This window comes from Pedobacter sp. UC225_65, from assembly GCF_042698365.1.
Lineage (GTDB): Bacteria > Bacteroidota > Bacteroidia > Sphingobacteriales > Sphingobacteriaceae > Pedobacter.
This window is the reverse complement of the sequence record NZ_CP170550.1, coordinates 3,324,587-3,343,539: the sequence shown is the minus strand read 5'-3', so window position 1 is coordinate 3,343,539 and position 18,953 is coordinate 3,324,587. Positions and strand designations below refer to the sequence as shown.

Genomic DNA, 18,953 nt, shown 5'->3' with positions numbered 1-18,953 from the left:
TGTGTACTACCTAGGGAAGGCAAACATGAGCCCCAAGGCAAGGGTCTGGCTTCCCTGTACTTTGAGGTCTGTATCTCGGTCGTATAAACCTACACCAGTAATAGAAACATTGATAAAACGATTGACCTTAGCTACGAGGTTTACATCCAAACGATGGTCAATGTGTCCAAAATTATCGTAAGGAATGAACATGTTGTATCTTGTTTTGAGCATGATGTTCTGGAAGATCTCTTTTTCATAACTTGATACGATCTGGAAAGCCAGTTCATTTCTAAAGCTCCGGCCTTGTTTCACCCCAAAATTAGTGGCATTGGCATTCTGCAGCACAGAATCCAACACAAAGGTTTGACGGGCTGTTCCAGTACCAATACGGGTAGAGAAGACTTTGCTGGGCTTGTACTCAAAACCGATAGACTCTGTTAAATAGCCTGGCGACATGAACCTCGACAAAAGCTTTTCCTGTTCATTGCCTTGCGCATCTTTACTGTATGAAAAACCTTTATCAAACTGCGATTCAAAGTTGATGGAACCAAAGAAATACCAATTTTTAGAAAGTTGTATGGCGGCTTTATTATCCCAATAAATACGGTCTGTTGTTTTCTTTTGCAATTGGCTTTTGTTCTTTACCTTACCATATTGGAAGATTACCTCACTTACATAGCTATAACTTTCTTTGCTGTATTCGGCTTTATAATTGACCAAACCACCAATGGCCAAAGAGTTTACTCCACCACCTTTCCAATTGTCGCTAAACGCCGCCTGGTTCACATTGATCCCAATCGAAGTTTTGGTCTTCCAATAGTTGACCTTGGCATTTACCAAAGCAGGTTTCAGCTCTACCGGTTTAAATTGGATGGTTCCAATCCTAGTGGGCAGCGGGCTTCGTTTGAGCTTGATATCTAGGTTTTTTGTAGAAATAGGAACAGTATCTACCTCTTGGGCATTGACATGGAAGGAAAGAGCGATTACGATTAAAACGGTAAGCAGTAAATTCTTCATTATCTTACAAATAAAAACAAAAATTTGCGGAATGCCTGCGATTTTTTCTAAATTACAGCCTTATCCTACCGCTTTTGGATGATTTCAATGCATGAAAATCTCCTACAAAAACCTTACCCAATTCAGCCATTTTCGTTCGGATAAATAATTGAGGTCTGCTTCAAAACGATACGCTTCCCTTTCAAAAGAGATGTTAAAATAGGCTTGGTAATGGTTCCTATACCTTAAAAGGTTAATGAAATAATTAAGCAGATAAAATATATAAAAAGGCAGGATCAATAGTTCCAATTGTTGTCTCAAATGGATTTGCTCATGATTGATTAATATTCGGTCTTTCTTTTGTTCCTCATTTTTTAAAATGATAAAAGGAAACAAGGCCATGGCATTGGCAGGCAACTTATTAAAAACAATTAACCAGGGTTTCATTGATTTGTCGCCTCTATTTTTGGCAATTTTGGTAGCCTAAATGCCCCAGGGTTTCTTTTATAGGAAGCATAGCTGTTTTTGATGTACAATACAAATGCATAATCTGATGCTGACAGTACAAATGAATAGGTTGGTCGGTATTGCAAAATAAAATCTTTGAGTTCTTCGTCATTTGCACCAACTATAGACCTTACATAATCGGGGTTAAACCTATAGTCTATAATAGTTTCGTGATAATCTCTTTCTAAAATGGTCTGCAGGTGTCTTGCATTTTTACCTTGCCTGCTCAACAGATTATAAATCGCATCGATCCCAAGCCCAACACCACCCTGTCCTAAATTTAAAAGGTCTTTGCTACTGCCTCTATCCAAGGCATATTTATATTCTTTTAATGTTTTGTTGTATTGTTCTTTTGGTGTTGGAGCCTTGCCATAAACATTGATCTCCTTTAACCTTATCGATATTGCCTTTAACTGAAAAACTATGGTATTCTGCCCTTTATACACCACCGTATCCATGGCATAACCCTGCAAGGCTGCAAATAAGGTATCGCCTATTTTGGCCTTGGTAAAAAACTCGCCTTTGGCATTATTGTATATCCCATCGTCGGTTGTAGGATTATAGATGTAAACCTTGGCCAAACGCTGTTTACTCTCCTTATCAACCACAAATCCTTGCACAGGCGTACTTTGAGCAAACACATTTACTCCACAAACAGCAAGAAATAAAACCAGCGCAGAAAACTTCATTGTTTACAAAACTACAATATATGTAATTATTGCTTGCCTATGTTAACATTATTTAACTACCAATAGTTTTTGTCCAACCTTGATGTTGTTATCGCTTAGTTTATTGAGCAACTTTAATTCGTCAACCGTCAACTTATATAATTGTGAAATCTTAAATAAAGTATCACCTTGTTTTACTACATAGTATGATGCATCGGTAGTTGTTGTTGGAGGAGGGTCTTTTGGAGCTACATTGACAGGGGTGAATTTTTTATTCTCAACCGGCATGTTTGCATTGATGTCTGCAAAAACCCTGTCTTCCCTTGCTATTTTCTCTCGCTCGGTTTCAGACTGGTCGTATTGGTACAGTTGATATTTCTCGATAAGCCCAATCAACATATCTGCATATTTAGGATTGGTGGCATAGCCTGCTGTTTTCAACCCCTGTGCCCAGTTTTTATAGTCGTTCTTATCCAGTTCGAACAAAAAGCTATACCGCTTACGCTTTAAAAATTCAGAGTGGTCTCTATACGACTCTCTGGCATCTTTATATACCCTAAAGCAATCGTCACTTTTATCATCATCTTTGTAATAAGCTTTTCCTTTCCAATCTGAAGTACATTTAATACCGAAATGGTTATTGGCGTACTTGGCCAAGCTGCTGTTTCCGCTACCAGATTCAGAAATTCCTTGTGCCAAGGTAATACTCGCCGGAATACCGTAGGCATTCATCTCTTCTATGGCTACCGCTTTAAAGGCATCGATATAGGCCAATGTAGTATAATTGGTAAAATTGGGGTTTTCCTTATTGGCCTTCTTCTCGATCTGTTTGTTATTGCGGCTGTATTGTCTGGATTTACATGCACTTAAAGATGCAATGGCCATAGCGCATAAGAATATTGTTTTCTTCATTAAAGTTTAATTTTTTGTCCCGGTTGTAATGCCGACGATTTCAATCCATTCTTTCGCATCAAAATGGCAGAACTCGTTCCATTTCTTTCGGCAATCCTGTTCAGGTTGTCTCCCTTTTTAACCGTATACATCTTGCCTTTTGTGCTTGTTGATGTTCGGTTTTTCTTACTTTTTCCAGATGACCGAACTGTTCGTTCAACAACCGGAATTACAGCTTCTACATAGTCTTCTGGCCTTTCGTCGTATTGGAAAAGCTCATATTTTTTAATAAGGCCGATCACCTGGCTTGCCCATGTACGGCTACGGGCATATCCGGCCCGTTGGATGCCTCTGGCCCAATTGATATAATCGTATTGGTCGTATTTATCAAAAAGTGCATCAAAATAGGTGCGGCTATGCAAAAACGCAACAAAGTGGTTATAGGAAGAGTCTACGCTGGGATAGTCTTTATAAGACGACCTGATTTCTGTACTGCTGTTTTCTCCCTTGATTCCAAAATGGTTGTTCAAGTACTGTGCAATTTTACTTTTCCCAGCTGCCGATTCGTGGATGGCCACCGCCAAAATGATACTTGCTGGCAGTTGATGGATCCGCATCAATTCTTGCGCATGGTCTACATGTTCTGCAATATAATCTTCTGTAGTTTGTGCTTTGGTAAAACATACCGATAACAGTAGGACACAAAAGGTAATTATTTTCTTCATTGTTAAATTGTTTGATTGCTAATGTTAGCTCATGCTAACCGTCAACTGACAATTGCCAACTGAATTATTTCTTACGTATAATTAAAAGTCCATCCCTAACGGGTAAAATCAATTTTTCAACTCTCTGGTCTGCAGCAACCCGATCATTAAAGTTACTAATGTTTTTGGTGTCTTGATCTTGGGCATTGCTTAATATTTTTCCACTCCATAGCACATTATCAACGATGATGATACCGCCAGGTCTTACCTGATCAAAAATCAGATCGTAATACGTACCATTATTCTTTTTGTCTGCATCAATAAAAACCAGGTCAAAAGTCTCGTCACTTAAGGTTTTTAAGCTTTGTTGGGCATCGCCGATGATATACCTGATCTTATCATCCAATGGCGATTTGGCAAAATTTCCACGTACCATATCTTCCAGTTCTGCGTTGATGTCAAGAGTATAGATCAACCCACCTTCACTTAATCCTTCTGCTAGGCACAAAGTAGCATAACCTGTATAAGTACCTACTTCTAATATCCTTTTAGGGCTGTTCATCTTGCTCAATAAGCTCAAAACACGCCCTTGGTAATGACCACTCAACATTCGTGGCAACAATACTTTAAGGTGTGTTTCTCTGTCGATATGCTGAAGCAGGGCATCTTCAGGTTCACAGTATTTTAAGAGTAGATTTTGTAGTTCTTCGCTGATCATTGTGTTTATAAACGATGTTGTTCCATAAAATATTGCAGAATTATCGTCGCTGCAATTGTATCTACCCTTTCCTTGTCTCTTCTATCGCTTTTTTTAAGGCCACTTTGCATAATGGTCTGCTCGGCCAATTTTGAAGTAAAGCGCTCGTCTATCCAATATTGTGGAATGGCAGGAAAATTCTTTTTTAAGATAGTGGCAAACCCTTTTACATGCTGGGCAGATTCTGATGGTGATCCATCCATTTGCTTCGGATCGCCAATTACAAAAGCTTCTATCTGCTCTGTCAACATATATTTTTTAAGGAAATCGATAATGTCTTTGGGGTGTATGGTATCCAGTCCGGTTGCGATGATCTGCAAGGATCGGTTACGGCAATGCCGATACGTTTAGTACCATAATCAAATGCAAGGATACGAGCCATGGCGTCAAAGATAACAAAATATAAAAAGCTATTTCCCTAGCAAAAATGGTCCCATCTGTTAAAAAACCGATCATACACAATTAAGGTTCCATCTTTGACCCCCACAACAGCATATCATATCTGCTACACTAAAGTTTCTACTTTTTAAGCACCTGCTCTATTCATTTCGTCACCAGCGCCACCGTTAGATCTTTTTGTCGTTTTTAAAGGTTTACCAAAACGATAGCTAAAGCCAAGATTGATCACCTGACTATCCCTCCATAAAATAAAATATTCGCTCGCTCCAGGAAAATCAGTTATTCCCTCCATAGATTGGGTATAGAAGATATCTCTTGCACTCAATTTTAAACTTCCTTTTCCTTTTAAAATCGTTTTGACTAAACCTGCTGATAATTGACCAGTAGGCGATAATATTTCTTGCAGGTCATTCCGTGCTTTTGTGGTATAAAAGCCCGAGATTTCTGCATTTAAAGTTGGATTGAATCCGAAACTGATTGTTTAAACTGGTATGCAATTGTTTCACAGAAGATCGATAGTTGATGTTTTGATAACCATTCAGTTTTTTATAATTGAAATTGCTCTGCGCTGTTAGCGACCACCATTTAAAAGGTGAAACTTGCGCAGTTACCGCAATTCCTAGATTATGCATTCTTCCAACATTGCCTTCTGTGTACACCAAAATATCATTGCCTTCTGATAAAAATAGTTGCGAAAAATAATTGGTAATCCCACTATAAGAGAGGGCAGTAGTTAACACTTGTCCATAAGAATGACTCAGCTCAAAGTTCCAGCTGTACTGGGGTAAAAAGAATGGATTTCCTCTTTGGTAAGTATATTTATTGATGATAAATACGAAGGGATTAAGCTTTTGATAGGCTGGGCGATCGACCTTCGACCCGCAGTAAAAGAAAATGAGTTTACCGAATCTACCTGATAAGCTACATAACCAGAGGGGAAAAAGTCTTGATATTTTTTAGAGAAATTACTGCCCTGTTGTTGGGCATTGCCCAATTGATTCCCATTGTAATTTGTATTTTCATAACGAAGCCCCAATTGATAGCTTAATCGGTTAATTTTATGTTCTATGCTGCTATAAACCGAATTGATGTGTTCTTCATATAAAAAATGATTGCTTTTTTTAAGACTTTCCGACCAATTTGTTCCATTAAAGTACTGGTAATCGGCAGTATTATCTGTGTTTATGGCCGATGATTTTACACCTACCTCCAACTTGGCATTTTTTCCGAGTTCCAAAATATAATCGGCCTTTACAGAAAATATGCGAAGTTTTGATGGAATATCTCCTCTTGAGCCTTGATTATACGCTATTGTTCCTGTTCTTATGTTCTGAAAATTCTGATCATTGTCTATTGCATATCTTAAATAATCAACGTCAAAACCGATATCTTGTTTTTTATTGATATTGTGTCTTCCATAAACATTTACGGCTCCGTTTCTTAATCTAAAATCACTTCCACTATTGGTAGAAATAGCCGAATCAATTTCATTTTGTGCATTTAGCCAAGTGGCAACAGCATCACCTTCGCCTTTACGCTTAACCAAGGTACCAGAAAGTGTTAAGCCAAAAGTTGTTTTCTCTGAAGCGTAAAAATCTAGTCCGGTTTTTAAAGAATTGTTCTTTCCCGTATTACCCAAATAAGATGGTTGATCTAAAGCGGCACTAACTCCACCTTGATTGTTAAAATATTCGCGATAAGCATAAATTGAAGTGAAATTTTTATTGTAGTTAAAACCATAATTTACAAAGGTGTTCATCCTTCCTTTTCTAAAGTTCAACACCAACGAGTTGTTGTTTTTGAGGTATTTACCTTGACCAACATTGGTTAAAAAATTGCCATTGAACCCTTCTTGTCTATTCTTTTTGGTTTTGATATTGATGATCCCAGCATTACCACTTGCATCATATTTAGCCGATGGACTGGTAATCAGTTCAATCTGGTTAACCTGGGCCGAACTCATACTCCCTAATAAATTGCTCAGCTCGGTACCCGATAAATAGGTAGGCTTATCGTCAATCATAACCAACACACTAGGTTTCCCTTGCAAACTAATTCCTCCATTTCGATCTACCATTACCCCTGGCGATTTTTCTAAAACTTCTAGAACGGTAGTTCCGGCATTGGTTACCGAAGCATCAACATTGATGATCGTTTTTCCCTGTACGCGCTGTACAAATGGTTTTTTGGCGGTAATATTTACTTCTTGTAAACTTTTTGCACTTTGCACCAAATTGACATTGATGGTTTTGTTTGTTGCCGGAAGTTCAAAAATAACCGTGTTTTTGGTAGCATAACCTAGTGCAATTACCGTAGCCACATATTTCCCTTCTCCATTTATTAGAAAATCTGCTATCCCTTTATCAGATGTAATTGCTGCTTTGATCAATGTTTTACTGTCTGTTTTACGCAATTCGACAGTTGCATTGGCAATGGGCTGCTGTTGTTCATCCAAAACAGTAAAGCTTATGGCATGAGCAACACTTTGTGCCCAAACTACCTGATTGCCCAATAGGCAAAAAAATAGTAAAATGATCGTATAACGTATTTTCATCTGTGCAGGTATTTGGTTATTTATGCTTAAGTATTTAATGTTTGGCAATTGTCAATGATCTGTAACAGTACCTTTTTCAGTTGTTCAATGCTTTTCGTCTCCACATCCTGTAATGCAGCAGCTCTATTTTGAACCGCGATTTCATTCACATCAATTGTAATTTTTTTTCCGCTTTCGGTCAATATCAGGTTCACCCTTCGTCTATCTGTTGGATAAACTTCACGAACCAAATACCCTGCATTAACCAACAACTGAATGATCCGGGTAATGGAAGCATTGTCCTTAAAAACAATTTTGCCAATATCGTTCTGTGTAATATCAGGGTTTTCAGCTACACTTTTTAAAATCAACCATTGGTCAATTGTAATGTCATATCCTGCCTTGCGAACATTGCGTTGAGCAAATTGGTTATACGTCCTGAAACACTTGTCCAAAGTATAAAGTAAGGTGTCGTTTAGTTTTTCCATATCGTTAAAGTAAAAATATTAAATGCAATATCAATAATTGATATGTCAACAATTATTTTACAATGCGAATTGATTAACATTCGTAAAACATACATCAAAATCTCAATCTCGTATCCCACATCTCACTTCTATTTCTTATTTTGCACCAATGCAGTTTAAAGAGATGATCGGACAGGAAAGCTTAAAGCAACAATTGATACAAACCGTTGTAGAAAACAGGGTTAGCCATGCCCAACTTTTTTTATCTGCCGAAGGAAGTGGTGCCTTACCCTTGGCCATTGCCTATGCCCAATACATCAATTGCCAAAACAGAACGGCAACAGATAGCTGTGGAGCATGCGCTTCTTGTCGCAAATACGAGAAATATATCCATCCCGACCTTCACTTCTCCTATCCTTTTTTCGCTTCAGCATCCGTAAAAATAGCAGTCGATGTTTTAGAAGAATGGAGAAGCTTGTTGTTGGAGGACCCTTATTTCAATCTCGATATCTGGCGTTCCAAATTAAGTGCAGATAATAAACAGGCCAATATCAATATTGCCGAATGCCATGATATCATCAAAAAATTAAGCTACAAAGCTTTTGAGGCCGAAACAAAAGTCCTGATCATGTGGCTTCCCGAGTTTTTAGATCGCGAAGGGAATGCCTTGCTAAAGATCATCGAAGAACCACCTGCCAATACCTTGTTTATACTGGTGGCGCAGAACCAAGAGCAGATCTTATCTACGATTTTGTCTCGTACCCAAATTGTTAAAATACCCAAACTACCAGACCTCGAGATTGAAAACTATTTGATCAACAAGGCACAGTTGGCACCCAACCAAGCTACCGAATTTAGCTTTTTGGCCGATGGCAATCTTATAGAAGCAAAAGCTTTGCTTAATGATACTCCAAATAACAATGCGGGTTACTTTGCCGAATGGTTACGCATGGGTTTTGGCAATAAGGTTCCGGCAATGATCGCCTTTACCGAAACAGCAGCGAGTTGGGGAAGAGAGAATCAAAAGAATTTTTTAAAGTACGGAATCAATTTTTTACGAGAGTGCAGTTTATTGATCAGTGGAGCCGACGATTTGGTCAAATTACCCCACCAGACCTTAGAAGTTGCTGTTAAATTGTCGACCAACGTACTGAATTTAGCCATGGTTGAGGCCTTGATTGCAGAATTAGAGAAGGCACATTACCACATTGAACGCAATGCGAATCCGAAAATTCTGTTTTTAGATGTATCTTTACAACTAGTTAAAATAATTAAGTTTAAAACGCTCCCGAAAGGGACTCAATATATATACAATTAATATGGGATGTGGAAGTTGTTCGACAGGTGGCGGTTGCGCCCCCTCTGGCTGCAAAAGTAATGGCTCATGCCTTACTGGTGGATGTCAAAAAATGGAAGTACACGATTGGCTGTCGAATCTGGATATGCCTTCTAATTATATGCCCTTTAATGTTGTTGAAGTAAAATTTAAAGGTGCCCGAAAAGAATTCTTTTTAAATAACGATAATATCTATCTCGAAATTGGTGAGCTGGTGGCTGTTGAAGGCCCTACAGGTGGCTACGATGTTGGCCATATCTCCTTGACCGGAGAATTGGTACGGATGCAGATGAAGCGCCGTAAAACCGCTTTAGACCAAGTTACCCGTAAAATATACCGTAAAGCTACAGAAGCTGATGTAGACAAATGGAAATTGGCCAAAGATATGGAGTGGGAAACCATGCATAAAGCCCGTACTTTAGCCCTAGACCTCCGTTTATCGATGAAGATCAGCGATGTGGATTATCAGGGTGATAAAACAAAAGCTACATTTTTTTATACCGCAGAAGGTCGTGTAGACTTTAGGGAACTGATCAAAAAGATGGCCGAAACCTTCAGGATCAGGATCGAGATGCGCCAGATTGGTATGCGTCAGGAAGCGGGTCGTTTGGGCGGTATCGGCTCTTGTGGTCGTGAGCTTTGCTGCTCTACTTGGTTAACCAATTTCAAAACAGTTTCTACTGCCGCAGCTAGGTATCAAAACCTTTCTTTAAACACCTTAAAACTGGCCGGACAATGTGGTAAGTTAAAGTGTTGTTTAAATTATGAATTGGACACTTATCTGGATGCGCTAAAGGATATTCCAGACCGTATCGAATCGTTACAGACAGAAGTTGGTGTGGCACGTCACCAAAAAACCGATATCTTTAAAAAGCTGATGTGGTTCAGTTATGCCAATCAGGAAGATTGGATTCCGTTGAAGGTTGATCGCGTAAAGAGATGATGGCCATGAACAAAAAAGGCGAAAAACCTGTTAACCTAAAAGACGAAGCCGTTGAACTTAAAACGACAACAATTGTAGAAAAAGTACATGATTATGAGAATGTTGTAGGCCAAGACAGCTTAACCCGTTTGGACGAAAGAGCCAGAAACCGCAACAACAATAACCGTAACAAAAACAACAACAGGAACGATCGCAACCGCAATCAGCCTAACCAGAATCAACAGGCCAAACCTGCTGTACAAACGAATAAACCGCCACAACAAAAAGGCACGCCAAAACCTGCACAGCCAAAACAACAGCCCCAAAAGCAAAACCCACAGGTACAAAAACCGCAAGCACCGAAACCACTTGCAGAAGGAGCAGAACCAGGTCAACAAGGTGGGCAGCGACATGGAAACCGAAACAACAAGAACAGGAACAAAAACCGAAATAAGAACAGACCTACAGATTCATCATCTGAAAAGCCGAAAAATGACTAAAAATAAGTTGATCATCCCTGTTTTGGCAATGCTCTTTATGCTTGCCAGCTGTAGCAACAGCAATCTGGTTGACACGAATGAGGCCATTCCTGACAATAGCTGGACTTATGCTAAAAATGCAAAAGCAAGCTTCGAGAATCAAAGATGCCAACCAATTATATCAGGTTCGTTTTAAGCTTCGCCATACGGCCGATTACCGTTATTCGAATCTTTTTGTGGTGATGCGTTTAAAAGGGGATAGCCTGTACAAAAGCGTTCGTTATCAGTTTAAACTGGCAAAAGCAGATGGGGAGTGGCTGGGAAAAGGTTCTGGAGATATTTTTACCTACAGTTTTCCGTTATTAAAAGACTATCGCTTTGCAAAGCCTGGCAAATACGAAATCTTCATTGAACAAAACATGCGAGATAACCCGTTAACAGGAATAAGTGACGTAGGTATAACCGTAAAAAATAAAGAGTAAATACTTTGCTTAAGCGCAAGTGTTGTACAAAATCATACATCCATGAAAAATCTGATCTGGGCAAGTTGCCTATTCTTTATCACCTTCACTACAAATGCTGCTGAGATTACCTTTTTGGATAATCCTGCTTGGAGTACTGTTTTAGAAAAAGCCAAAAAAGAAAACAAAATCATCTTTTTAGATGCCTATGCAACTTGGTGTGGACCTTGCAAACAGATGGATAGCCAGATTTATGCCAACAGTACAGTTGCTGAATATTACAATGCCAATTTCATCAATGTCAAATACGACATGGAAAAAGGTGAAGGACCGATGCTTGCCGAAAGATACTTTGTAACGGCTTATCCTAACCTATTGTTCATCAATCCTGAAGGCGTAATCCTCCATAAAGGTGTAGGTTTTCATGAAGTTGATGATTTTGTTGAATTAGGTAAAGCAGCAAAGGGTCCATCCACTCAATACTTTACCTTAAAAAAGAAAGCTTTAGAGCTAAGCAATTCGGATTTTGCCAAATTTGCAAGCCTTGCCGTTGCTTTTGAAGATGAAGACTTTGAAGAGATCAGCAAAAACTATCTGGCCAAACAACCTGATATTTTAGGGAACATTGATTTGATCAATCTGATCATGAATGACATCAATTCATTATCGGAGGAGAAAACATTGGCTTATATCGTTGCCAACAAAGCCAAGATGATCAATACCGGGAAATATACCGAAGAGGAGGTCAACCAACGTTTGGTAAGCCTAACCTTGGGTTTTGGCATTTATCAAAGCGCTTTAAAAGATGAAAATTCAATGGATTTTGAAAGCATCCAAGCATTATTAGATAAATACATTCCTGAAAAGTCCTTTTTTGTTTACCATTATTTTAGGACCCAATACTTTATAGAGGAAAAGAAAATACCAGATGCCCTTAAGGAATTTGATCTTATTATTGACAATACTCCCGCTAAAGTTGATTTTGAACAGCTTTGCAATACCATCATGAGCCTTGGCCCTGTTTTGGCACAAGAAGGCAAACTTGATGCTGCCCTTACTCGATTTGATGCGGTACAAATCCCTGCCAAAGAAGCAAAATTGGCTTATATGAAAGATTTTGTGAAAGGCATCGTGTATATCAAAATGAAGGAGTACGATAAATTTAAGGCCATTGCCGATTCTTTGATTGCGAACCCCAATACACCAGAAAACGTAAAAGCTGACCTAAAATCTGCTTTGGAAAAAATAGCGCAACACGAGTAAAACCATACCTTTATGGTCGCCCTAAACTGCTCGAAGGATGTGATAAAGATGAATGGAATAGTTCTAAATCAACACGAGTTTTCGTTATAACAAAGGCAACAATTGCTCTAGCGCCATCCCTCTACTTCCCTTTAACAGCACAAGATTATCCTTGATCGGATTTTCCAATAGATAGGTTGATGCTTCAGCTGGCGTATTAAAAAACAGACCCGTGTATCGATCTTTTAAGGCATAAAAATCTTTACCGATAAAGATCAATTGGTCAATTTCGTTTTGTACCGCTAGTTTAGCTACGATTTCATGTTGCTCGGGCGACTCTGCTCCCAATTCAAACATATCACCAATAATTGCCGTTTTATGGCTTGCACTCAATGCTTTTAAATTATTTAAAGCGGCAGTCATACTGCTGGGGTTGGCATTATAAAAATCACAGATCACCATGTTCTTTTCAGTTTTGGTCAACTGCGAGCGGTTGTTGCTGGGAAAATAGTTTGCTAATCCATGGTTGATCTGTGCCGGAGTCAATTCAAAAAAGTTTCCGATGCAGATGGCGGCCAAAATATTCTCAAAATTATAAGTTCCCGTTAAATTGGCCTTGGCCTCAAAAACAGTGTCCTTGGCCATCCACTCAAATTCGATTAATGGATCTGTATGTTTCAATTTTCCCCTGATCGCATCTCCATTTTCGCTCCCATAATAAATCACCTTGTTTAATCCTGCCGCTTCACTCATTTCTAATAAGTAAGGGTTATCGCGATAGATAAAGGCATAGCCATGGTTCGCCTTCAAATAGGCATACAGTTCAGCCTTCCCTTTCTTCACGCCTTCAAAGCCTCCAAAGCCATCTAAATGGGCCATACCAACATTGGTGATCAATCCGTGCGTTGGTTGGGCAATTCCGCATAAAAATTCAATCTCCTTTTGGTGATTGGCACCCATTTCGATCACGGCAATTTCCGTATCACTATTTAAAGCCAAAATTGACAACGGAACTCCTATGTGGTTGTTCAGGTTACCCTTGGTGGCAAAAGTGTTAAATTGCTCTGCAAGCACAGCCCTGATCAGTTCTTTGGTTGTGGTTTTGCCATTGCTTCCAGTTAAGCCAATTACAGGGATATCCAATTGTTGGCGATGATGTCTGGCCAGGTCTTGTAAGGCAGTCAGCACATCTGGCACTAAAATACATTGGGCATTGACCACATAGTTTTCGTTATCTACTATCGCAAATGATGCCCCCATGGCCAAAGCCTTTTCGGCAAAAGTATTGGCATCAAAATGATCTCCTTTTAAAGCAAAAAACAAACAACCTTGCGTAATTGCTCGGGTATCAGTACAAATTACTGGATGTTTTAAATAATGTTGATATAACTCTTCAATGTTTGCCATTTTGCCTCAGGGATAAATATTCATCGTAAAATTACAAATGCAAAGACAAATAAAACATTCTTTTTAGTATTATTGATAAATAATCTGTAGCAATGAAAAAATCCTACTCTGTTTAATACTATTGTGTTTAAGCTTTACTGTTTTTGCTCAAACTCCATCTCCTGATGAATTTTTAGGCTATCCATTGGGCAGCCACTTTACGCCACATCAAAAGGTGGTAGATTATTTCAAAAAAGTAGCAGGAACCAATAAAAACATCCAATTGCAAACCTATGGCAAAACTTACGAAGGCCGTGAGCTATTGTTGGCGGTAATTTCTGATGCCTCGAACATGGCACAATTGGAGCAGATCAGAAAGTATAACCTCAGCTTATCAAATGCCGAAAAATCACCAGCAAAAGTGGCAAAACAACCAGCCATTGTATGGTTAAGTTACAATGTGCATGGCAATGAGGCCAACTCTACAGAAACTGCATTGCGTGTTTTATACACCTTAGCAGAAGCAAAAGACAGCAATACCAAAGAATGGTTAAAAAATACGATTGTGATCATCGACCCTTGCTTAAACCCAGATGGCAGGGAGCGTTATGTAAGCAATTTTAACATGGTAAGTGGCAAGGTTCCAAATCCAGACCCTAGTGCCAGAGAACATAGCGAACCATGGCCAGGTGGCAGACCAAACCATTATTATTACGACCTTAACCGCGATTGGGCATGGCAAACGCAGATAGAAACACAACAGCGATTGGTAGCTTACCATACTTGGATGCCACAAGTACATGTCGATTTTCATGAACAGAGCTATAATGAACCTTATTATTTCGCCCCAGCAGCAGAACCCGTACATCAAGACATTACGCCTTGGCAAAGAGAGTTCCAGGTAGTAGTTGGCAGAAACAATGCTAAATATTTTGACGAAAACGGATGGCAATATTTTACCAAAGAGCGTTTCGATCTTTTGTATCCATCATATGGAGATACCTATCCGCTGTACAATGGCGCAGTGGGCATGACTTATGAGCAAGGAGGCATTAGAGCGGGCCTTGCGGTAGTAACGGCAGATGGAGATACCTTGACCTTAAAAGACAGGATCGACCATCATTTTACAACCTCTATGTCTACCATAGAAACCGTTTCGGCCAATGCAGAGAAGTTGGTGAGTGAGTTTAAAAAATATTACGAACAAAGTGTATCAAATCCTCCAGGGATTTATAAAACCTATATTGTAAAGGCACAGAACATTGAACGTTTACGTAAAATGGCCGAACTGCTCAAAAGAAACCACATTGCTTTCGCCTTTGGTGCCGACAGAACCTTAAATGGTTACAATTACGAAACCCAAAAAACAGAGAGCTTTAAGGTAGACCGCAACGATTTGATTGTTAATTTACAACAGCCACATTCTGTGATGGCCAACGTATTGTTTGAGCCTCAAACCGTAGTTACCGACTCGAATACTTACGACATTACTGCTTGGGCACTCCCATATGCCTACGGATTGAACGCCTATGCAGTGAAGGAGTTTATCACCGGAAGCCATAGCTTTATAGAAGAGAAAAAAGAGAGTATTCCGAACATGAGCAAACCTTATGCTTGGGTAATTCCTTGGAATACGATTGATGATGCGCAGATCGTAGTGTCGTTGCAGAAACAAAAAGTTAAGATCCGCATTGCAGAAGAAGGATTTACCATTGGTGGAAAAGCCTACAGAGCAGGTTCTTTATTGGTATACCGAACAGAAAACGAAAAAATAAACAAAGACCTGTCTAAAATATTGACAACCGTAGCCAAAGACCATAACGCTTCTTTTTATCCAATTGCAAGTGGTTATGTAGAAAAAGGTAAGGATTTTGGATCATCTGTATATCGTCTTTTAACCGCACCGAAAATTGCGGTGGTAAGCGGACAGGAAGTTTCGTCGCAAGGTGTTGGAGAGGTTTGGCACTTCTTAGAGCAAGAGCTAAATTATCCGATTACCATGATCAGCACTCAAAGTGCCGCTTATCTTGATATCAATAAAATAAATGTACTGGTATTGCCTGATGGTTCTTACAGCGATAAATTGGGCGAACAATTAAGTGGATGGATCAGTGCAGGGGGCAAGATCATTTTAATGGAAGATGCAATTGGTGCAATGATTGGCAAAAAACCTTTCGATATCAAAAAGAAAGAATATCCTAAAAAGGACGAAAAAGAGACCAATGAGCGTCGATACTCAGAAAAAGACAAAGATGATCTGCAGAACTCCATTCCGGGAGCAATCTACAAGGTAAGTATCGACCAGAGCCATCCGTTGGCTTTAGGCTTGGGCAAATATTATTATACCCTAAAAACCGATGAAAAAATATACGAACCGTTAGAAAACGGGTGGAATGTGGGCACTTTAAAAGCGAATAGCTATATGGCCGGAGTTGCTGGCGACAAAGTGAAAAAGAAATTGGCATCTGGATTATTATATGGTGTGCAACAGTCGGGTAGAGGTACCATTGTTTACCTAGGTACCGATGTGCTCTTCCGTTCTTTCTGGGAAAATGGAAAACAATTATTTACTAATGCGTTGTTCTTGGTGAATTAATTTTTAAAGATTTTAACATTGAAAAAGCACAAGGGTTCAATAATCTTTGTGCTTTTTTATGTGTTGACCTTAAAATCCCATCTTTTAAAAAGTATTTCTGGTCTGTAAAAAAAATTTGCATAAACAAATTTATGACGTAACTTTATGTAAACTAACCAAATACAAAACTTATCACCCTCTTTCAACATTAAAATGAAACGAATATTAATGCTCATGTTCAGTGCGCTTGTTATAATTACAAGTGGCTGCAAGAAAAAAGATGCTGCGCCAAAAGACGCTGTAGAACAATATGTAGCCTTGCTTAAATCTAATACCTACGAAAGAAATACGCCTATACCTAAGTTTGGAAAAGATCAAATCAGCGCATTACTTAAATATGCCAATGATAGCCAAGTGATCCAGAATTTTCCAATCCCAACTTATTCATCTTTGGCAGGATATCCAGCGCAAAAAGTAGGAGTCATTATTTTGTACACCATCGAAAGTATTCGTTTACAACGACTGGAAGGAGCTTCAACGCGCCTCCATGTTACTGATTCTGCTGCACCACAAAGAACGGTAGACCTGACCGAGCTGTTACCTTATTACACCAGTTGGTGGGAAAAGAACAAAGACAAGAGTGCCGACGAACTCAAAAGAACATCTCCCTTTGAAGGGACTACCTTATCTTGGTAAGGTTAAAATAAAAAGGCGAACTAAAAATTAGTTCGCCTTTTTTATGATTGATCGTTAAGACTAAAGTTCTGTTTTGATCTTTAATTCTTTCAGTTGTTTTTCATCAATTGTACTTGGGCTATCGATCATCACATCTCTACCCGAGTTGTTCTTAGGAAAAGCAATCACATCGCGGATGCTATCCAAACCTGCAAAAATAGAGCATAACCTATCGAAACCAAATGCAATACCACCATGCGGAGGCGCACCAAACTCAAAGGCATCCATTAAAAAGCCAAATTGTTTTTGTGCCTCTTCAGTGCTAAAACCTAAATGTTTAAACATTAAGGCCTGTAAAGCCCTATCGTGGATACGAATAGAACCACCGCCAATTTCGGTACCATTTACCACCATATCGTAAGCGTTTGCACGAACTTCACCTGGTTTTGTATCTAACATGGCAATGTCTTCTGGTTTTGGAGAAGTAAATGGATGGTGCATGGCGTGGTAACGTTCTGTTTCTTCATCCCACTCCAATAGAGGAAAATCCAACACCCAAAGTGCCGCAAAAACATCTTTGCTACGCAGGCCCAAACGTGTACCCATTTCTAAACGGAGTTCACTCAATTGTTTGCGCACTTTATCAGTACCGCCAGCCATTACCAGAACTAGATCTCCTGGCTCAGTTTGGCAAGTCTCTGCCCATTTCTTTAATTCCTCTTCATTGTAGAACTTATCTACAGAAGATTTTAAAGAACCATCTTCATTGTGACGCAAGTAGATCAGGCCAGTAGCGCCAATCTGTGGACGTTTGATAAAGTCGGTCAATTCATCTAACTGTTTACGCGTATAATGTGCACAACCTTTGGCATTAATCGCAATTACCAATTCTGCATTGTCAAAAACAGCAAAGTCTTTTCCTTTTACCACATCATTCATTTCGATAAACTTCATATCGAAACGTGTATCTGGTTTATCAGAACCATACCAACGCATGGCATCTGCATATTGCATCCGTGGTACCTCAGGCAAGTCATAATCACGTACCTCTTTAAATAAGGTACGGATCAATCCTTCGAAAGTATTTAGAATATCTTCTTGTTCGATGAACGACATTTCGCAGTCGATCTGGGTAAACTCAGGTTGTCTATCTGCTCTTAGGTCTTCATCCCTAAAACATTTGACGATCTGGAAATAACGGTCAAAGCCCGAAACCATCAACAACTGCTTAAAAGTTTGTGGCGATTGTGGCAAAGCATAAAACTCGCCCGCATTCATCCTGCTTGGCACCACAAAATCCCGAGCACCTTCTGGTGTCGATTTAATTAAAACAGGTGTTTCCACTTCAATAAAATCCAAGCCATCCAGATACCTGCGAACAGATTGTGCCATTCTATGGCGCAAGATCATGTTGTTCCTGATCGGATTACGACGCAAGTCTAAATAGCGGTACTTCATCCGCAGGTCATCGCCACCATCTGTTTTATCTTCGATAAGGAATGGGGGTAATTTTGCCGCATTTAAGATCTCCAATGCAGTGACCTTGATTTCGATTTCGCCAGTAGGGATTTCTTTATTTTTATTAGAACGTTCTACCACTACACCACTCACTTGGATCACAAACTCGCGTCCAAGGCTACGCGCACCTTCACAAAGATCGGCATTATCGTTCATGTTAAAAACCAACTGGGTAATACCGTAACGATCTCGGATATCTATAAAAGTCATTCCGCCTAAATCTCTAGAATTCTGCATCCAACCACAGAGTGTTACATTTTCGCCTAAATTTTGCAGTGTTAAAGCACCGCAAGTCGTTGTTCTTAACATTTTTAAATTAAATTTTGAGCCGCAAAAATACCGATTTAGTTTCTAATCCTATAAGCTTTTTGAAACCTTATGGGATTGTTCTCCTATTTTATAGCTTATTGCACAAGCATTTGTGATTGAAATGGGTGCTGTTAAAAACACCGTAG

Annotated in this window: 15 protein-coding genes and 3 pseudogenes; 6 read left to right on the top strand and 12 right to left on the bottom strand. The window is 39.3% G+C overall.

What is annotated here, in order from left to right; genetic code table 11:
• Positions 1 to 6: 6 nt before the first annotated feature.
• The 10 genes and pseudogenes from ACFJIZ_RS17575 to ACFJIZ_RS17530 form a co-directional block, all read right to left on the bottom strand.
• Positions 7 to 999 carry a DUF3078 domain-containing protein gene (locus ACFJIZ_RS17575; RefSeq protein ID WP_379086967.1) on the bottom strand — a complete coding sequence of 331 codons (993 nt, stop codon included), beginning with the start codon at positions 997 to 999 and terminating at the stop codon, positions 7 to 9.
• Between the two features lie 102 nt (positions 1,000 to 1,101).
• On the bottom strand, positions 1,102 to 1,425 hold the full coding sequence (locus tag ACFJIZ_RS17570; RefSeq protein ID WP_379086964.1) for a hypothetical protein: 324 nt from the start codon (positions 1,423 to 1,425) through the stop codon (positions 1,102 to 1,104).
• The gene (locus tag ACFJIZ_RS17565) at positions 1,422 to 2,174 is read right to left on the bottom strand and encodes a hypothetical protein (RefSeq protein ID WP_379086961.1); all 753 of its coding nucleotides are present in this window, start codon (positions 2,172 to 2,174) and stop codon (positions 1,422 to 1,424) included. The genes ACFJIZ_RS17570 and ACFJIZ_RS17565 overlap by 4 nt, the downstream gene beginning before the upstream one ends.
• Positions 2,175 to 2,222: 48 nt before the next feature.
• Positions 2,223 to 3,065, bottom strand: coding sequence for a glucosaminidase domain-containing protein (locus ACFJIZ_RS17560; RefSeq protein ID WP_379086959.1), 843 nt, complete (start codon positions 3,063 to 3,065; stop codon positions 2,223 to 2,225).
• Positions 3,065 to 3,769 (bottom strand): glucosaminidase domain-containing protein, encoded by a 705-nt coding sequence (locus ACFJIZ_RS17555; RefSeq protein ID WP_379086956.1) that lies wholly within the window; start codon positions 3,767 to 3,769, stop codon positions 3,065 to 3,067. Before ACFJIZ_RS17555 ends, ACFJIZ_RS17560 begins: the two co-directional genes overlap by 1 nt.
• Positions 3,770 to 3,833: 64 nt before the next feature.
• Positions 3,834 to 4,466 carry an O-methyltransferase gene (locus ACFJIZ_RS17550; RefSeq protein WP_379086953.1) on the bottom strand — a complete coding sequence of 211 codons (633 nt, stop codon included), beginning with the start codon at positions 4,464 to 4,466 and terminating at the stop codon, positions 3,834 to 3,836.
• Between the two features lie 5 nt (positions 4,467 to 4,471).
• A pseudogene (ruvX, locus tag ACFJIZ_RS17545) lies at positions 4,472 to 4,887 on the bottom strand (Holliday junction resolvase RuvX).
• Between the two features lie 144 nt (positions 4,888 to 5,031).
• Positions 5,032 to 5,346, bottom strand: coding sequence for an outer membrane beta-barrel protein (locus tag ACFJIZ_RS17540; RefSeq protein ID WP_379094095.1), 315 nt, complete (start codon positions 5,344 to 5,346; stop codon positions 5,032 to 5,034).
• Positions 5,312 to 6,663 (bottom strand): annotated as a pseudogene (locus ACFJIZ_RS17535) (outer membrane beta-barrel family protein). Before ACFJIZ_RS17535 ends, ACFJIZ_RS17540 begins: the two are co-directional and overlap by 35 nt.
• A gap of 821 nt (positions 6,664 to 7,484) precedes the next feature.
• Positions 7,485 to 7,925, bottom strand: a complete 441-nt coding sequence (locus tag ACFJIZ_RS17530) for a MarR family winged helix-turn-helix transcriptional regulator (protein WP_379086950.1) — start codon at positions 7,923 to 7,925, stop codon at positions 7,485 to 7,487.
• 148 nt (positions 7,926 to 8,073) lie between these two features.
• Here ACFJIZ_RS17530 and ACFJIZ_RS17525 point away from each other — a divergent pair, with 148 nt between their 5' ends.
• From ACFJIZ_RS17525 to ACFJIZ_RS17510, 4 genes and pseudogenes are all read left to right on the top strand, one after another.
• Positions 8,074 to 9,222, top strand: coding sequence for an ATP-binding protein (locus ACFJIZ_RS17525; RefSeq protein WP_379086947.1), 1,149 nt, complete (start codon positions 8,074 to 8,076; stop codon positions 9,220 to 9,222).
• 1 nt (position 9,223) lies between these two features.
• Positions 9,224 to 10,662: pseudogene (locus ACFJIZ_RS17520) on the top strand (stage 0 sporulation family protein).
• Positions 10,663 to 10,778: 116 nt separating this feature from the next.
• Complete coding sequence (locus ACFJIZ_RS17515) at positions 10,779 to 11,123, top strand: gliding motility lipoprotein GldH (RefSeq protein WP_379086944.1); 345 nt, start codon at positions 10,779 to 10,781, stop codon at positions 11,121 to 11,123.
• 42 nt (positions 11,124 to 11,165) lie between these two features.
• Positions 11,166 to 12,365: a thioredoxin family protein gene (locus ACFJIZ_RS17510; protein WP_379086942.1), complete on the top strand. Its 1,200-nt coding sequence runs from the start codon at positions 11,166 to 11,168 to the stop codon at positions 12,363 to 12,365.
• Between the two features lie 84 nt (positions 12,366 to 12,449).
• Here ACFJIZ_RS17510 and murF read toward each other — a convergent pair whose 3' ends face one another.
• Entirely contained in the window at positions 12,450 to 13,751 is a 1,302-nt protein-coding gene (murF, locus tag ACFJIZ_RS17505; RefSeq protein ID WP_379086939.1) for a UDP-N-acetylmuramoyl-tripeptide--D-alanyl-D-alanine ligase, read from the bottom strand.
• 121 nt (positions 13,752 to 13,872) lie between these two features.
• On the opposite strand from murF, the gene ACFJIZ_RS17500 reads away from it, so the two are divergent.
• Together ACFJIZ_RS17500 and ACFJIZ_RS17495 are read left to right on the top strand one after the other, a co-directional pair.
• Positions 13,873 to 16,326, top strand: coding sequence for a M14 family metallopeptidase (locus ACFJIZ_RS17500; RefSeq protein WP_379086936.1), 2,454 nt, complete (start codon positions 13,873 to 13,875; stop codon positions 16,324 to 16,326).
• A gap of 192 nt (positions 16,327 to 16,518) precedes the next feature.
• A complete protein-coding gene (locus ACFJIZ_RS17495; protein ID WP_379086932.1) occupies positions 16,519 to 17,001 on the top strand; it encodes a DUF4943 family protein in 483 nt (160 codons plus the stop codon).
• 60 nt (positions 17,002 to 17,061) lie between these two features.
• Here the strand turns inward: ACFJIZ_RS17495 and aspS are convergent, their stop codons facing one another.
• Positions 17,062 to 18,807, bottom strand: a complete 1,746-nt coding sequence (gene aspS / locus ACFJIZ_RS17490) for an aspartate--tRNA ligase (RefSeq protein WP_379086929.1) — start codon at positions 18,805 to 18,807, stop codon at positions 17,062 to 17,064.
• Positions 18,808 to 18,953 lie beyond the last annotated feature (146 nt).

Bases quoted from the DNA above. Each gene is read 5' to 3' on its own strand.
- ACFJIZ_RS17575 (WP_379086967.1), bottom strand. From the start codon at position 999: ATGAAGAATTTACTGCTTACCGTTTTAATCGTAATCGCTCTTTCCTTC.
- ACFJIZ_RS17570 (WP_379086964.1), bottom strand. From the start codon at position 1,425: ATGAAACCCTGGTTAATTGTTTTTAATAAGTTGCCTGCCAATGCCATG.
- ACFJIZ_RS17565 (WP_379086961.1), bottom strand. From the start codon at position 2,174: ATGAAGTTTTCTGCGCTGGTTTTATTTCTTGCTGTTTGTGGAGTAAAT.
- ACFJIZ_RS17560 (WP_379086959.1), bottom strand. From the start codon at position 3,065: ATGAAGAAAACAATATTCTTATGCGCTATGGCCATTGCATCTTTAAGT.
- ACFJIZ_RS17555 (WP_379086956.1), bottom strand. From the start codon at position 3,769: ATGAAGAAAATAATTACCTTTTGTGTCCTACTGTTATCGGTATGTTTT.
- ACFJIZ_RS17550 (WP_379086953.1), bottom strand. From the start codon at position 4,466: ATGATCAGCGAAGAACTACAAAATCTACTCTTAAAATACTGTGAACCT.
- ACFJIZ_RS17530 (WP_379086950.1), bottom strand. From the start codon at position 7,925: ATGGAAAAACTAAACGACACCTTACTTTATACTTTGGACAAGTGTTTC.
- ACFJIZ_RS17525 (WP_379086947.1), top strand. From the start codon at position 8,074: ATGCAGTTTAAAGAGATGATCGGACAGGAAAGCTTAAAGCAACAATTG.
- ACFJIZ_RS17515 (WP_379086944.1), top strand. From the start codon at position 10,779: ATGCAAAAGCAAGCTTCGAGAATCAAAGATGCCAACCAATTATATCAG.
- ACFJIZ_RS17510 (WP_379086942.1), top strand. From the start codon at position 11,166: ATGAAAAATCTGATCTGGGCAAGTTGCCTATTCTTTATCACCTTCACT.
- murF (WP_379086939.1), bottom strand. From the start codon at position 13,751: ATGGCAAACATTGAAGAGTTATATCAACATTATTTAAAACATCCAGTA.
- ACFJIZ_RS17495 (WP_379086932.1), top strand. From the start codon at position 16,519: ATGAAACGAATATTAATGCTCATGTTCAGTGCGCTTGTTATAATTACA.
- aspS (WP_379086929.1), bottom strand. From the start codon at position 18,807: ATGTTAAGAACAACGACTTGCGGTGCTTTAACACTGCAAAATTTAGGC.